This window comes from Dactylosporangium siamense, assembly GCF_016862795.1.
In the GTDB taxonomy this organism is placed as follows: domain Bacteria; phylum Actinomycetota; class Actinomycetes; order Mycobacteriales; family Micromonosporaceae; genus Dactylosporangium; species Dactylosporangium siamense.
This window is the reverse complement of the sequence record NZ_BONQ01000014.1, coordinates 205,497-219,756: the sequence shown is the minus strand read 5'-3', so window position 1 is coordinate 219,756 and position 14,260 is coordinate 205,497. Positions and strand designations below refer to the sequence as shown.

The 14,260-nt window shown below is 73.4% G+C and carries 12 protein-coding genes; 6 read left to right on the top strand and 6 right to left on the bottom strand.

Translation table 11 applies throughout. The features are described from left to right. Positions 1–60 precede the first annotated feature (60 nt). The 3 genes from Dsi01nite_RS02835 to Dsi01nite_RS02825 are packed head-to-tail and all read left to right on the top strand — an operon-like array spanning position 61 to position 4,525. Entirely contained in the window at positions 61–2,277 is a 2,217-nt protein-coding gene (locus tag Dsi01nite_RS02835) for a PAS domain S-box protein (RefSeq protein ID WP_239135635.1), read from the top strand. Positions 2,278–2,299: 22 nt separating this feature from the next. Then, positions 2,300–3,481, top strand: a complete 1,182-nt coding sequence (locus Dsi01nite_RS02830; protein WP_203844395.1) for an NAD(P)/FAD-dependent oxidoreductase — start codon at positions 2,300–2,302, stop codon at positions 3,479–3,481. Positions 3,482–3,535: 54 nt separating this feature from the next. Beyond that, positions 3,536–4,525 carry a zinc-binding dehydrogenase gene (locus Dsi01nite_RS02825; protein WP_203844394.1) on the top strand — a complete coding sequence of 330 codons (990 nt, stop codon included), beginning with the start codon at positions 3,536–3,538 and terminating at the stop codon, positions 4,523–4,525. Positions 4,526–4,528: 3 nt separating this feature from the next. On the opposite strand, the gene Dsi01nite_RS02820 is transcribed toward Dsi01nite_RS02825, so the two are convergent. The 3 genes from Dsi01nite_RS02820 to Dsi01nite_RS02810 are packed head-to-tail and all read right to left on the bottom strand — an operon-like array spanning position 4,529 to position 7,981. Then, positions 4,529–5,494 carry an aldo/keto reductase gene (locus Dsi01nite_RS02820; protein WP_203844393.1) on the bottom strand — a complete coding sequence of 322 codons (966 nt, stop codon included), beginning with the start codon at positions 5,492–5,494 and terminating at the stop codon, positions 4,529–4,531. 34 nt (positions 5,495–5,528) lie between these two features. Continuing rightward, entirely contained in the window at positions 5,529–6,755 is a 1,227-nt protein-coding gene (locus tag Dsi01nite_RS02815; protein ID WP_203844392.1) for a hypothetical protein, read from the bottom strand. 56 nt (positions 6,756–6,811) lie between these two features. Further along, entirely contained in the window at positions 6,812–7,981 is a 1,170-nt protein-coding gene (locus Dsi01nite_RS02810) for a hypothetical protein (protein ID WP_203844391.1), read from the bottom strand. A 53-nt stretch (positions 7,982–8,034) separates the two neighbouring features. Between Dsi01nite_RS02810 and Dsi01nite_RS02805 the strand changes: the two genes are divergently transcribed. Next, a complete protein-coding gene (locus tag Dsi01nite_RS02805; protein WP_203844390.1) occupies positions 8,035–8,628 on the top strand; it encodes a hypothetical protein in 594 nt (197 codons plus the stop codon). 49 nt (positions 8,629–8,677) lie between these two features. Here Dsi01nite_RS02805 and Dsi01nite_RS02800 read toward each other — a convergent pair whose 3' ends face one another. The 3 genes from Dsi01nite_RS02800 to Dsi01nite_RS02790 are packed head-to-tail and all read right to left on the bottom strand — an operon-like array spanning position 8,678 to position 11,261. After that, a complete protein-coding gene (locus tag Dsi01nite_RS02800; protein ID WP_203844389.1) occupies positions 8,678–9,262 on the bottom strand; it encodes a TetR/AcrR family transcriptional regulator in 585 nt (194 codons plus the stop codon). Then, the gene (locus Dsi01nite_RS02795) at positions 9,262–10,179 is read right to left on the bottom strand and encodes a class I SAM-dependent methyltransferase (RefSeq protein WP_203844388.1); all 918 of its coding nucleotides are present in this window, start codon (positions 10,177–10,179) and stop codon (positions 9,262–9,264) included. The genes Dsi01nite_RS02800 and Dsi01nite_RS02795 overlap by 1 nt, the downstream gene beginning before the upstream one ends. Beyond that, positions 10,176–11,261, bottom strand: coding sequence for an ROK family transcriptional regulator (locus tag Dsi01nite_RS02790; RefSeq protein ID WP_203844387.1), 1,086 nt, complete (start codon positions 11,259–11,261; stop codon positions 10,176–10,178). Before Dsi01nite_RS02790 ends, Dsi01nite_RS02795 begins: the two co-directional genes overlap by 4 nt. A gap of 41 nt (positions 11,262–11,302) precedes the next feature. On the opposite strand from Dsi01nite_RS02790, the gene Dsi01nite_RS02785 reads away from it, so the two are divergent. Together Dsi01nite_RS02785 and Dsi01nite_RS02780 are read left to right on the top strand one after the other, a co-directional pair. Continuing rightward, positions 11,303–12,541 (top strand): MFS transporter, encoded by a 1,239-nt coding sequence (locus Dsi01nite_RS02785; protein WP_203844386.1) that lies wholly within the window; start codon positions 11,303–11,305, stop codon positions 12,539–12,541. 178 nt (positions 12,542–12,719) lie between these two features. Continuing rightward, positions 12,720–14,207 (top strand): VMAP-C domain-containing protein, encoded by a 1,488-nt coding sequence (locus Dsi01nite_RS02780; RefSeq protein WP_203844385.1) that lies wholly within the window; start codon positions 12,720–12,722, stop codon positions 14,205–14,207. Positions 14,208–14,260 lie beyond the last annotated feature (53 nt).

Genomic DNA, 14,260 nt, shown 5'->3' with positions numbered 1-14,260 from the left:
TACTGTCCGTTTTTGTCACCTTACGCTGAGTGTTTGGCGCATACGTGCGGGGGCGGTCAGGTGCGGTGGACGGAGACGCTCGCGAGCGGCCTGTTAGAGGTGGCGCCGGACGCGATCGTGGTGAGCGACGGATACGGCGAGATCGCGTTCGCCAACGCGGCCGCGCGGGACATGTTCGGCGCCGACGACCTCGTCGGCCAGTCCGTCAACGTGCTCGTGCCCCCGGCGAACCCGCCGATGGCCGAGCGGGTCCGCGCGTACCTGGGGGTCGCCCAGCCCGACAAGCGCGTGGGACAGCCGCTGCGGGCGGTCCGCCGCGACGGGACGCTGTTCTCCGCGGAGATCACGCTGTCGGTCGTGGAGGGGCACATCTTCGCGGTCCTGCACGACCTCGGCGGCCAGAGCGGCGCCGACCGGGCCCGGTCGCTGCTCGCCTCGATCGTGCAGTCCTCGCACGACGCGATCGTCTCCACCGACCTCGACGGGCTCGTCCTGTCCTGGAACCCGGGTGCCGAGCGGCTCTACGGCTACACCGCGGGGGAGGTGCTCGGCCGGTCGAAGGACCTCATCATCCCGCCGTCGCGCCGGGCCGACGAGGCGGAGATCCGCACGATCGTCGCGGCGGGAGGTCGCGTCGACCCGTACCGGACGCTGCGCCAACGCGCGGACGGCACCGTCTTCACCGTCTCGATGCTGGTCTCGCCCCTCACCGCGCCCGACGGCCGCACGATCGGCGTCACGACGACCACCCGTGACATCAGCGAGCGGGAGCGCGCCGAGGCGCAGATGCAGGCCGTCATCGACGCCGGACCGGACGCGCTCATCGGCGTCGACGAGAGCAACCGGGTCGCGCTGGTCAACAGCCAGGCGGAGCGGCTCTTCGGCTACCCCCGCTACGACCTGCTGGACCTGCCGGTGCGGCAGCTGCTGCCCGACGGCGCCGTGGCCGACGGCTGGTCCGGCCCGGCCGCCCGGCACCGCGACGGCACGCTCGTCCCGGTCGACATCACCCGCAGCGTCCTGCGCACCGACGAGGGCATGATCGAGCTGGCCGGCATCCGTGACGTCACCGACCGCATCGCCGCCCGGGCCGAGCAGGAGCGGCTGCGCGCCGAGGCGGAGCGGCAGATGGACGAGGTCCGCCAGCAGCGCACCCAGCGCCTGGAGAGCCTCGGCCAGCTCGCCGGCGGCGTCGCGCACGACTTCAACAACCTGCTCGCCGTCATCCTCAACTACGCCGAGTTCATCGTCGAGGACGGCGCCGGCACCCCGTTCGCCGAGGACGCCAAACAGATCCTGCGGGCCGGGCAGCGCGGCAGCGACCTCACCCACCAGCTGCTCGCGTTCGCCCGGCGGGAGGTGATCCGGCCCGTGCCGCTGGACGTCAACCGGGTCATCGCCGAGGTCGAGCAGATGCTGACCCGTTCCATCGGCGAGCACATCGAGCTCAGCACCACCCTCGCGGACGGGCTCCCGTCCGTCGTCGCCGACCCCGGCCAGCTCGAACAGGTCCTCGTCAACCTCGCCGTCAACGCCCGCGACGCGATGCCCGAAGGCGGCCGGCTCACCGTCGACACCGGCACCGTCGCCGTCGACGACGAGCACTCCATGACCCGCGACGGCTTCAAACCCGGCCTGTACGTGCGGCTCCGCGTCTCCGACACCGGCACCGGCATGCCCCGCGACGTGCAGGACAAGGCATTCGAGCCGTTCTTCACCACCAAGCCCAGCGGCGCCGGCACCGGCCTCGGCCTGGCCACCGTCTACGGCATCGTCGTGCAGGCCGGCGGCACCGTGCGCCTCTACTCGGAGCCGGGTCTCGGCACCACCATCACGATCCTGCTGCCGGCCACCGACGCCGCACCGCTCACCGCCGGCGACAGCCCGTGCGCCGACCTGCCCGGCGGCACCGGCCAGACGGTCCTCGTCGCCGAGGACGAGGAGGCGCTGCGCGAGGTCACCACCCGCATCCTCGGCCGCGGCGGATACACCGTCCTCGCCGCCTCCGACGGCGCCGACGCCCTGGAGGTCGCGGCCGCCCACGAAGGCCCGATCGACCTGCTGCTCAGCGACGTCGTCATGCCCGGCATGCTGGGCCGGGTCCTCGCCGAACGGCTCCGCCTGGCCCGGCCCGACACCAGGGTGCTGTTCATGTCCGGCTACGCCCAGCCGGTCCTGACCAGCAACGGCATCCTCGACCCCGGCGTCCACCTGGTGGAGAAGCCCTTCACCGGCGCCGACCTCCTCGCCGCCGTGGCGGAGCAACTCACCGCGTAGCGCGCCCGGTACGGTGCTGCGCATGGACTTCGATGCGATCGTGGTCGGGGCACGCGTCGCCGGCGCACCCACCGCCATGCTCCTGGCCCGCCGTGGCCACCGCGTGCTGCTGCTGGACCGGGCCGCCTTCCCCAGCGACGTGCTGTCCACGCACCTGCTGCACGTGCCGGCGATGGCACTGCTGCGGCAGTGGGGTCTGCACGAGCGGGTCGCCGCCTCGGGCGCGCCGCCCCTCGCCGGCTTCCGCATGGACTTCGGCCCGTTCGCCATCAGCGGCCCGCCACCGGCGGTCGACGGCGCCGCCCACCCGTACTGTGTCCGCCGCACCGTCCTGGACAAGATCCTGCTCGACGCCGCGGCCGCGGCCGGCGCCACCGTCCGCGAGTCCACCACGGTGCACGGCCTGCTGCGCGACGGCACCGGCCGGGTCGTCGGCGTGCACGGTGCCGACTTCGAGGCCCGGGCGCCGGTCGTCGTCGGCGCCGACGGGCTGCACTCGCTGGTGGCCCGCGAGGCCGGCGCCACGCTGTACGACGCGACGCCCTCCGCGACCGCCTGCTACTACACGTACTACCGCCTGCCTGCTTCGACCGTCGCGGAGATCTACCAGCTCGGCGACCGTGCCGTGGTGGTGTTCCCGACCAACGACGACCTCGCCTGCGTCTTCGTCGCCTGCCCCACCGCCCAGTTCCACGACTTCCGCACCGACATCGAGGGCAACTTCCTCGCCGCCGTCGCCCGCGTGCCCGGTCTCGCCGCTCGCGTCGCGGCGGGTACGCGGGCCGAACGCTTCCGCGGCACCGCCGACGTGCCGAACTTCTTCCGCACCTCACACGGCCCCGGCTGGGCGCTCGTCGGCGACGCCGGCTACCACAAGGACCCGTGCACCGCGTCCGGCATCACCGACGCCTTCGTCGGCGCCACCCTGCTCGCCGACGCGATCGACGCCGGCCTGCCGTCGGACCTCGACGCCGCGCTCGCCGAGTACCAACGCCGCCGCGACGAACGCTTCCTGCCGGCGCTGCACCTGACCCGCGACCTCGCCTCGATGGAACCGCCGGCCCCGGAGATGGCCGCGCTGTTCGCCACGATCGCCGCGTCGCCGGCGGAGAGCACCCGCTTCCTCGGCGCGATGCAGGGCAGCACCCCGATCCCGGAGTACTTCGCCCCGGACAACATCGCCCGCATCATGTCCACGGCGTGACCGCCCTCACGGCGCCTTGACCTTCCAATCGATGTGAAGGTTTAGCGTCGCCGCATGACCACCAGGAACGCCACCATGCGAGCCCTGCGGCAGGCCACGCTTGCCGGCCCCGACGACCTGCACCTGGTCACCGACGTGCCCGTGCCGGCACCGGGCCCCGGGGAGATCCTCGTCCGGGTCACCGCCGCCGGCGTCAACTTCGCCGACGTGATGCAGGGCCACGGGACGTACGGCGGGGGACCGCGGGCGCCGTACCTCGCCGGTTTCGAAGCGGCCGGCGAGGTCGTCGCGCTGGGCGACGGCGTGGCCGGGCCGCCGGTCGGTGCGCGCGTGGTGGGTGCCGGGCCGGGCGCGTTCGCCGAATACGTGGCGATGCCGGCGGTTTCGGCGGTACGCGTCCCGCCCGGCTGGGCCGACGAACAGGCGCTCGGCCTGGTCCTGAACTGGGCCACCGCCCTGGCCGCCCTCAAGCCGCTGGGCCGCGTCGGCGCCGGCGAGACCGTCGTGATCCACGCCGCGGCCGGCGGGGTCGGGCAGGCCGCGGTCCGCCTGGCCAAGCACTACGGCGCCACCGTCATCGGCGCCGCAGCGAGGGAGAAGCACGGCGTGGTGCGCGCCCTCGGCGCAGACCATGTGCTCGACCGTGCGGACATCGCCGCCGGGGTGCTCGAGCTGACCGCCGGCGCGGGCGCCGACCTGGTCCTGGAGTCGGCCGGCGGCAGCGCGTTCGCCGCCGGCCTGGCGGCCACCCGGCGTGTCACCGGCCGGGTCGTCGTCTACGGCCTGGCGTCCGGCGAGGCCGCGGTCACCAACGCGGACCTCGTGTTCCGGTACCCCATCCAGCTCATCGGCCTGCACATCGGCGTCCTGGCACAGTCGGCGCCGCACGTCTTCGCCTGGCTGACCGGGGAACTGCGCGCGCTCATCGCCGCCGGGGTCTACCCACCCGGGGCGCCGGCCGTCCACGACCTGGCGGACGGTCCGAAGGTGCTGGCGCAGCTCGCCGCCGGGTCCACCACCGGCAAGCTGGCCCTGCGTCCGTGATCGTCAGCGCCGCGCGTAGGGCGCGGCCCACTCGTGCCGGTCGGCGGCGTCGAGGCGCTCCACCTGGTCCGGGGTGAGCTTGAGCTCGACCCCGTCCAGCGCGGCGTCGAGCTGGTCGAGCTTGCTGCCGCCGAGCATCGGCCGGATACCCCGGCTCAGCAGCCAGGCCAGCACCACCTGGCCGCGGGCCGCCCCGGTCTCGGCGGTCACCGCGTCCAGGGCCGCCAGGCGGGCCGTGTTGCCGGGGTGGTCGTACACGTCGGGGATGTCCTTGGCCGGGTTGTCGTAGGCGCCGGACAGCAGCGGCGTGTACGCCCACACCTCCAGCCCGTGCACCGCGGCGTAATCGGCCTGCTCGTCGCTGAGCACGCCGAACCGGTGCGCGACGCCGGGCGGGAGGGTGCCGGGCCGCGGCCGCAGGTAGGTCGCGTTGAGCTGCAGCGCGTCGAACGGCGGCGCGCCGATCGTGCGGGCGTGCGCCCGGCCGCGCTCGACCAGCCAGGCCGGGTGGTTGGAGACACCGACCCGGTCCGCGGGCAGCCCGGCCAGGGCCTCGACGGTCTCCTCGATCGGCGTCGAGCGGTCCTCCTGGTGCAGCCACAGCAGGTCGACCCGGTCGATCCCGAGCCGGTCGAGGCTGCCGGCGAACGCGTCCCGCACGGCGGCGGGGGAGAGCCCCTCCCGGCGCTCCGGCCAGGAACCGGCCTCCAGGGGCTCGGCGCCGAGCTTGGTGGCGATCCGGAGGCCGCGGACGCCGGGCCGGGCGGCCAGCCAGCGGCCGATGACCCGCTCGCTGTCGCCGCCGAGGCCGGTGTCGCTCGCCCAGAACGCATAGCAGTTCGCGGTGTCGATCCACTCGCCGCCACGCTCGACGAACCGGTCCAGCAGGGCGAACGAGGTGTCCTCGTCGATGGTGGTGCCGAACATCATCGCCCCGAGCACCAGCGGGGACCGCGCCGTTTCCGTCATGGCACCGACCCTGGCACCTGGAGCGCGCTCCAGGTCAACCGCGGCCGGCAACCTCGGGGAAGGACCGCCGGAGCTCGGCGAGGAACACCGGGTGCCGGTCGGCGTACGTGGTGACCGCCGCCCAGACCGCCTCGAGGGCCGCCTGCAGCGGGTCCGGCGCCGCCGCGGCCAGCAGGGCGGGCAGCGCCATCGCCCGCGGCTCCACCGGTCCCTTCAGCGCGCTGTGGACCAGGTCCTCGCCCCTGCGGCGGCCCGCCGGGCGCAGCGAGCTGATGGAGTACGTGAAGGTCCGCGCACTCAGGATCCGGGTCAGCAGCGCCGCCATGTCGGTGAACTCGGCCGGCAGCGGGTCGCCGCGGTCCAGCGCCGCCCACGCCGGAGCCATCCAGTCGAGATCGGCGATGCGGGCAACGGTGAACGCCCGCCGCGCCGCCCAGATCGCCACCCGCCGCTGCGTGGCCGGGTCGGCTTGCGCCAGTCCGTCGACCAGGTCCCGGTCCACCAGGACGATGCCGTGGACGTTGCCGCGGACCTGCCGGAGCCGCTCGCTGGGCGCCCGGCCGCCCCACTGCCGCAGGTCGTCGAGCCGTCGGTACTCCTCGTCGCGTCGCTGCCGTTCCAACCGCTGCCGCAACTCCTCCTCGACCCGCTGCCACAGGCTCGGCGGGGGCGGCAGCTCGGCCGCCCAGCGGTGCCAGTACGCGGCGACGTCGCTGCCCTGCCGCAGGACCGCGTCGGCGCGCCCCGCGTCCGGCCCTGTCGGCCCTGTCGGCCCTGTCGGCCCTGTCGGCCAGAAGCACAGCAGGTAGCGGTCCGGCCGTTGGTCCGGGTAACCGATCTCGTCGATCTCGTCGGGGTCGAGCCCGCCGAACGGGTCCCGCCCTTCGTCCATGCCGGCGGCGCAGTACCGCACCCGGAAGGCGGGCAGCGGGCCGGTGCCGTCGGGGATCAGCGGCAGGTGCGCCAGCGACCCGTCGCCCCACGGGACCAGGTCGACGGTCGCGGCCCTCGGCACGAACGACACCTCCACCACGTCCTCCCACGCCCCGGCGGTGGGCGGCGCGGCGTCGTGCAGCTCGACCCTGAACCGGACCCGCCCGGTGTGCGTCCCGGTCATGAGGAACAACGCGCCTGCGTCGCCGGCCCCGCACAACCCGTTCACCTGTCCGGCGAACGCCCTGCTCATGTCCGGCAGCTCGCGGCTGGTGACGTAGATCTGGCCGTACGCGACCGGTGCCGTGCCGTCGAAGAGAACCCGCATCGACCGATCCTGCCATCGACGGACGCGAACCGACCGCGGGGCGGCAGACCTTGCCCTCAGGTCTGGCGGGGGAAGCCCATGGTCAGGCGCGGCGGGCCGCCCAGGGCCGTGGAAAGGATGTCGACGAGGTCCCATGTGGACCCGTCTCCGCTCGAGGTCAGGCTGGCCAGATCGTTCGCGATCAGCTTCCAGCGTGACCCGGTCATGGTGACCGGGGCCTGGGCCGTGCCGGGTGCGGCGCGCCGCACGGCGTCCTCGATCGGGGCCTGCTCCGGCCGGTCGCCGCCGGGGGAGGGCGGCACCGGTCCGAGGACCCGCAGGATCGCCTGCCACCTCGCGGTGGGCAGCGTGACCGTGTACGTGCGGCCGTCGTCCAGGTCCAGGGCGTCGGGTGCGGTCGCGGCGACGGTGAACTCGCACCACGACGACCAGCCGGCGTCGTCGCCGGGGTTCAGGTCCGGGGTGCCGCGGACCCGCCAGCGGTAGGTCACCCCATGCGCGAGGGTCGTGTGCCGGCGCAGGTCCAGGGTCGAGGTCCGCCCGGCGGCGACGGGTTCGCCGGGCAACGTCCCGGCCGGGTCGACGGCGTCGGTGTCGCGGCGGAGCTGGAACGTGGGCTGGACGTACTGCTCGGCCGGCACCCCGGTGAACGACGCGGACAGGGTCGGGTGGACGGTGTCCAGGACCGGGCGGTCCGGGCCGGTCACGCAGCCCCCGCCCGCCGTGGACAGGCCGACCGGCTGCGCGGCGGTGGCGGCCCGCGGCAGCCCGGCGCCCGGTTGTGGTGTTGCCGCCGGCTGTCGCGGGGCCGGCGGGTGCTGTGGGGTCGCCGGGTGCTTTGGGGTCGCCGTCCGGCCGGGATCCGAGGGGCGGGCCGCGACGGCGACGGCGAGCGCCAGGACGACGGCCACCGCGCCACCGACCGCCATCGGCACCAGCGACCGCCGGGCCTGTCTGTCCACAGTGGATGGCTCTGCGGTGAGCGGTCCGACGGTGGGCGGCTCATCGGCGAAAGGTCCGGCGGCGGAAGGCGTCATGGCCGTCGGAGGGTCGGCGGACGGCGACCGGACGTGGAGCGGCGGGTCGGTCGGCGCTGCTGCGGGCGGGACGAACTGCCTGGTCCGGACCTTGCGAGCGGCGGCGTACGCGCCGCCGGCGACGGCACCGGTCACCGCGAGCAGGGCCATCCAGTGGGAGCGGCGGGGCGTGGTCACGGCATGTGCCATCGGCGGCGCGCACCCGGATCTGAGCGGTTTCCGGCGGGACACATGGGGCGCGTGTGGTGTGCGAGACTGTCGCCGCTTTCGAGATCCACGTCGCGCCCGGAGACCTGATGACGCTGCACTACCGCCGCCCGAACTTCTTCCTGCTCGCGCTCTACTTCGCGGCCGGCCTCGGGATCATCTACGGGTCGCAGAACGGCTGGAGTGTGAGCCTGCTGTTCATCATCCCGCTGGGATCGACCGCGCTGCTGGTGCTCGGCGCCGTCGTCGTGCTGTTCGCGTTGTGGAGCGTGCGGCAGGCGTTCCGGCCCGACCCGGTGACCATCGAGCCGGCCGGCCTCCGGCTGCGCGTGGCCGGGATCAACCGGGAGGTGCCGTGGAGCGCGATCGACGCCGTGTTCCTTGAGCCTTACGTCAACCCCGGCGACGACTCCGGCACCCACCGTCTGGTCATCGTGCCGGCGGCCGGCGTCGACCTCGGCACGGCGGCGGACCACCGCAACCAGGCGGACGGGCGGCCGTCGATCGTCCTGCTCGCCCTCGACGAGACCCTCGAGAGCGCGGCCGAAGTGCACCAGGCCCTCGCCGCGCTCGCCGGTCCGCGGTTCGCGCCGCCGGCCGCGGCCGGCCCGTTCATCGCGGAGGGCTGAGCGCGGCCGGCCCGTTCACTGCGGAGGCCCGTTCACTGCGGAGGCCCGTTCACTGCGGAGGACTGGGCGGCGGGGGACTGAGCGCGGCCCGCAGCAGGTGTTCGGCGGCGGCGGCGAGCCGCTCGTGGTCCAGGGTGTCGTCGAGGACGGTCTGCAGCAGCAGGCCCTGATACACGGCGATGAAGATCCTGACCACCGCGTCCACGTCGACGCCCGGCGGCAAGGGGTTGCCGGCGAGCAGGTCCGCGGCGTGCGAGGCGGGACGGTCGACACCCGAACGGACCAGGGCGCGGATCGGCTCCGAGCGGACCGTCTCCGCCCACACCTGCAACGACAGCCGCAGGGCGTCGCGCCCGGCCGGGTCGGCGAGGCCGCGCAGCAGGTCGGCGTACGCGGCGAACGGATCCTCCCGCAGGCGGCGTTCGCGCTGCTCGTGGCGCTCGGCGACGATGGCGGCGATCATGTCGTCCTTGCTGGTGAAGTATCGGTAGACGAGGCCGGCGCTGACCCCCGACTCGCGGACGATGTCCTGCACCGACGTGCGGTGGAACCCTTCCCGGGCGAAGCACGCGGCGGCGGCGTCGAGGATCTGCCGGCGCCGCGCGGCGAAGTGGGCGTCGTCGACCTTCGGCATCAGCGACCACCGATCCCGGAAGCAGCGCCGCCTCCGGAAGCAGCGCCGTCCCCGGAAACGCCGACGTGAGCCAGGGCGACCCGGTAGAACTCGGCCGTCGGCTCGGCCTGGCGGGACGCGGGCAGGAGCCGCCGCGCCGCGTCCCGCGTCGACAGGTCCTCGACCAGGTCCAGCCCACGCTGCCGCAGGTAGCCGGGGACCTCGGCCGGGTCGAGGCCGAACGTCCACGGCTCGCCCTCGCGCCGGACCGCGTCGTGCCACTCGGCGGCGCCGGGGAACGTCGCGGTGCCGTCCAGGACGCCGCGGTCGACGTAGGTGAAGATGACGGTGCTGCCCGGTGGGCACAGCGCGGTGAGGTCCCGCAGCGTCGCGTCGACGGCCGCCGCGGTCAGGTAGTTGGTGACGCCTTCCCAGATGGCCACGGTGCGCACCGACGGCGCGAACCCCGCGTCCCGCAGCACCCTGCCGAGGTCGTCGACGCCCAGGTCGGCCGGCGCGAACACCACCCCCGGGCGGGCGTCGCGCCCGAGCCGCCGCAGCTTGGTCGCCTGGGTCGCGGGGTGGTCGACCTCGAAGAACGTCGCGCCGTCGAAGCGGGTGGCGCGGCTGTCGAACCCGGCGCCGAGCAGCACCACCTGCCGGGCACCGCCGGCCAGGGCGGCCGCCAGCCACTCGTCGATCAGCCGGGTCCGCACGACGGCGGAGGCGCGCGGGCCGCCGGACCAGCGCCGGTCGATGTAGCGCACCAGGGCGCCGTGCACTCCCGGCACCCGGCACAGGTCGATCACCGTGCGGTGCCGCCGGGGCAGCAACCGCCGCGCGGGCGGGTCGCGGAACAGGCCGCCGCCGGGGCGGACCGTCTCCAGGGCGCGGAACAGGGCGACGTGCTCGGCGGTGCGGCTGCTGCGGTCGATCACACCGTCGAGAATAATGAACGAACACCCATTTTTGAAGGGATGCCGTACGCCGCGTCGAGCACCTGCATCGCCGCGCCCGCCGCGATCACGTCGGCGCCCAGGTCGGCCAGGGTCACCGAGACGTCCAGCCAGTGCGAGCGGGGGATGGCGTCGCGCGTCGTCGTCTCGTACACCTCGGAAGAACGGAGCAGATCCGCGCCGGCGAGGACCACGTGGTTGACGTCCGTGGTCTGCAACAGGTTGACGATGCCGGTCGCCAGCACCCGGGCGGCCGTGCCCAGCTGCCCGTCCGCCACCGCGGTGTCGTGCAGGATCTCCAGGCAGCCGGACCGGCCGCAGACGCATCGAGGGCCGTCGAGCTGCAGGACCGTGTGGCCGAACTCGCCCGCGTTGGTGTGCGCGCCCCGGTAGGCCGCGCCGCCGAGCCACAGGCCCGCGCCGATGCCCGACTCCACCATGATGAGCGCGCCGTCGCGGAAGGCGGGCCCACGCCGCCAGGCCTCCGCGGTGACGCCGGCCGTGACGTCCTTGTCCAGGTGCACGGGCAGCGCCAGGCACTCCTGGGCCAGCTCGCGCAGCGGCACGTCGTGCCAGTGCCGCAGCCGGTGGGCGTCGCGGACGATGCCGGCGGCGTGGTCGAGCGGGCCGACCATGCCGATGCCGGCGCCGACCGGGTTGACGCCGGCCTTCCGCACCGCTTCGCGCATGGCGTCCAGCAGCTGGCCGGGCGTGAAGTCGGGCGGCAGCGGCGTGACGGTCGAGGTGAGCACGGTGCCGGCGAGGTCGGTCAGGACCGTGCGCAGCGTGCGGCGGGCCACGTGGAAGCCGACCGCGTGCCGGCTGCCCGGCACGAGCCGGTAGATGCTGGCCGGCTTGCCGACGCCTTGCCGGCGGACCCCGCAGACCTCGACCAGGCCGTGCTCGACGAGACGGCCGAGCACCTTCGACACGGCCTGCGGTGTCAGCCCGGTCGCCTCGGCGACGCCGGCCCGGTCGAACTCGGCCCGGCTCCGGGCGAGCGCGACGACGAGCGACTCGTTGTAGTCGCGCAGGTGCTCCAGGTGCGCGCCGGGCGTGTCCATCACCACATCGTATAACGCAACAGCGTTGCTAAACTCCCCTCATGGACCACCTCACCGCGTCCCGGCGCTGGACCGCGCTGCTCGCCCTCGCCCTGGGCGGCTTCGCCATCGGGCTGACCGAGTTCGTCGCGATGGGGCTGCTCCCCGACATCGCCCGCAACCTCCTGCCGTCGCTGTACGAACGCTCCAGCGCCAGAGCCGTCGCCCACGGCGGCTGGATGATCACCGTCTACGCCCTCGGTGTCGTGGTCGGCGCCCCGACCATCGCCGCGCTGACCGCCCGCGTGCCCCGCAAGCTGCTGGTCGTCGGGCTCCTCGCCCTGTTCACCCTGGGCACCGTCGCGTCCGCGCTCGCCCCGACGTTCGAGCTGGTCCTGGTCGCCCGCTTCGTCGCCGCGCTGCCCCACGGCGCCTACTTCGGCGCCGCCGGCCTCCTCGCCGCGGCGATCATGGGCCCCGGCAACCGGGCCAAGGGCTTCGCGATCGTCCTCGGCGGCCTCACCGCCGCCAACCTCGTCGGTGTCCCCGCCATCACCAGGCTCGGCCAGGCCGCCAGCTGGCGCACCGCGTACATGGTGATCGCCCTCATGTTCCTCCTGACGCTCTTCGCCGTGGCCGCCACCGTCCCCGCCGTCGCCGCGGCCGTCGACGGCTCACCCCGCGCCGAGCTCGCCGCCTTCCGCGCCCCGCAGGTGTGGCTCGTCGCCGCCATCGCCGCCCTGGGCTTCGCCGGCTTCTTCGCCATCGACAGCTACATCGCCCCCGTCACCACCCATGTCGCCGGCCTGTCCACCGGCGCCGTCCCCTGGGTCCTCGTCGCCGTCGGCCTCGGCATGACCGTCGGCAACGCCGCCGGCGGCTACTTCTCCGACCGCGACCTGCGCCGCAGCATCCTCGGTGGCTTCGTCGTGTTCATCGCCGCCATGGTCGTCTTCGCCCTCGTCGCCGGCTCCGCCACCGGCCTGTTCGTCGGCGCGTTCCTGATCGGCGCCAGCGGCCTCTTCCTTGGCCCCGCCATGCAGTCCCGCCTGATCAGCGTCGCCCCGACCGCCCAGCTCATGGGCGCCGCGGTCAACCAGTCCGCGATGAACATCGCCAACAGCCTCGGCGCCGCCCTCGGCGGTCTGGTGATCGCCCGCGGCTGGGGCTACGTCGCGCCGGCCTGGGTCGGCGTCGCCCTCGGCGTCGTGGGCCTGGTTCTGGCCGCGGTGAGCTTCGCCGTCGAGGACCGCACCACCCGCCGCACCGCCACCCACGAACCGGCACTCACCCTCGGCTGACCGCGCGCGGGCGTCTCCTGCGAGGGACTGGTTCCAGATCGACCGACCGCCGAATAACATGCCTCTATGTCACCAGAGGTACGGGGTGTCGACACGGTCGGCAACATTGATGATCGCAATTGTCACCCCGACGCTTCCATTGCGCTCCAACGGGTGACGCGAGGCACCGGGGCGGCCCGTGCCTGAAACGGATCAGCAGCCCAACGCCGAGGCGATCGCCCACCGGCGCCGCATCCGCAAGGAGCTGATCCAGGCGCTGGCGGCGGCGTCGGTGCTTCAGGACGCGGACGGCTGGTCGCTGTTTCTGCAGGAGTTGAGCCTGACGCTGGGGTCCGGCGTTCCTGCGGTCGGCCACAGTTCGTTTCACGTCCGCGTGATCAAGGTGGTCAACCATTGCTCCCGGCGGGCCGATGGGATGCGATCAATCGCCGAGAGTGTCAACCTGCTCGATCCCGAGAGCACGGATACGGCCGCCATCCTTCGCTGCGTGGACGAATGGCACGTTGTCGACCTGTTCGCCGACGTCGATGTCCTCTGGCTCCGGGAAGAACTGCAGGTGCTCCGTGCGACGACCGGTGACCTGCACCGGTGGGCGATCGAGATCCGGATGACCGAACAGCCCGGCTACTGCACCACCGCATGGCAGTTGTTCGCCAGTCTGGCCGGCGAGAACGCCAGCGAGGGGGTGCTGCCCTGCCTCCGCTTTCTGGAGAGAATCCCCCCGCTGCTCTCCGCGGCGGCCGGCGCACGGCTGCGGGAACTGCTGGCCACCCTCTCGAACCGGTGGGAACTGGCCGACTACCGCGCCGAGCACCCGGCCGAGTCGGCCGTGCCGGCGGCGCCCGCCGACATGGCATACCTGATCATCCAGTTCGACAAGTACGGGGGTGACGGCGACTCGTACCTGGTCTCGCACTGGCGCCAATGGGCGACCGTGTGGCAGCCGGTGCGGGGAGAGGACCGCCGGGTGCTCGAATCGGACCTCGAGGCCACCGTGGTGGAGATCGTCGCCGAAGCGGAGCGCAGATGGGCGGAGCACATGGGGCCGGTGACGATCGAGTTCATTCTCCCGGATCCGCTTCTCGACCTGCCGGTCGAGGAATTTCGACGGGAGCTCCAATCGGTCGAGGCGACCCCACTGGCCATCAAATATCCGGTCTACGTCCGGAGCTTGAATCGCCTGCGGTCAACGGAGTGGCACCGGGTCTGGCGAAACCGGTGGCAGCGACGGGCGACTGCCCGGGTCGCCGACCATGTGGTGCATTGCGCCGCGGACGGAAGCGGGGCCGTTCAGGTCGAGGCAAGCCTCGGTGGCGGAGCCGTGGTCATGATGCTCAGCGAACCGCCGCAACTCGGAAGCGCGGGCGAACGGCAACTCCTGGCCGGACTCCGGGCCGGACTTCCCGCGGTCCTCTGGCATCGCCGGACGTATCCACGCCCGCAACGATGCGAAACGGTCACATCGATGATCCGTGATGCCCTTTTGGGCTCAGGGCTGGCGGAACTTCCGATTCATGTTGCAGAGTTGAGAAAACGGGCCTGGGGAGAGGACCCGGCGCAGCGGCATTACCACGTCGGCAATGGAATCGTGATTCTGTGGGACGACCCCGATCGTCTGCCAGACCGTGCCGCGGCCGGCCCGATTACCGGAGAGGCCCGCGGATGAGCGGCAACGGAAACCACGGTGCGGCGGGATCCGGCTGGTGGATCTATGGCGGA

What these genes read in the sequence shown, in the direction of transcription:
- Dsi01nite_RS02825 (WP_203844394.1), top strand. Translation starts at nt 3,536, where the DNA reads ATGACCACCAGGAACGCCACCATGCGAGCCCTGCGGCAGGCCACGCTT.
- Dsi01nite_RS02815 (WP_203844392.1), bottom strand. Translation starts at nt 6,755, where the DNA reads ATGCGGGTTCTCTTCGACGGCACGGCACCGGTCGCGTACGGCCAGATC.
- Dsi01nite_RS02800 (WP_203844389.1), bottom strand. Translation starts at nt 9,262, where the DNA reads ATGCCGAAGGTCGACGACGCCCACTTCGCCGCGCGGCGCCGGCAGATC.
- Dsi01nite_RS02810 (WP_203844391.1), bottom strand. Translation starts at nt 7,981, where the DNA reads ATGGCACATGCCGTGACCACGCCCCGCCGCTCCCACTGGATGGCCCTG.
- Dsi01nite_RS02790 (WP_203844387.1), bottom strand. Translation starts at nt 11,261, where the DNA reads ATGGACACGCCCGGCGCGCACCTGGAGCACCTGCGCGACTACAACGAG.
- Dsi01nite_RS02820 (WP_203844393.1), bottom strand. Translation starts at nt 5,494, where the DNA reads ATGACGGAAACGGCGCGGTCCCCGCTGGTGCTCGGGGCGATGATGTTC.
- Dsi01nite_RS02830 (WP_203844395.1), top strand. Translation starts at nt 2,300, where the DNA reads ATGGACTTCGATGCGATCGTGGTCGGGGCACGCGTCGCCGGCGCACCC.
- Dsi01nite_RS02785 (WP_203844386.1), top strand. Translation starts at nt 11,303, where the DNA reads ATGGACCACCTCACCGCGTCCCGGCGCTGGACCGCGCTGCTCGCCCTC.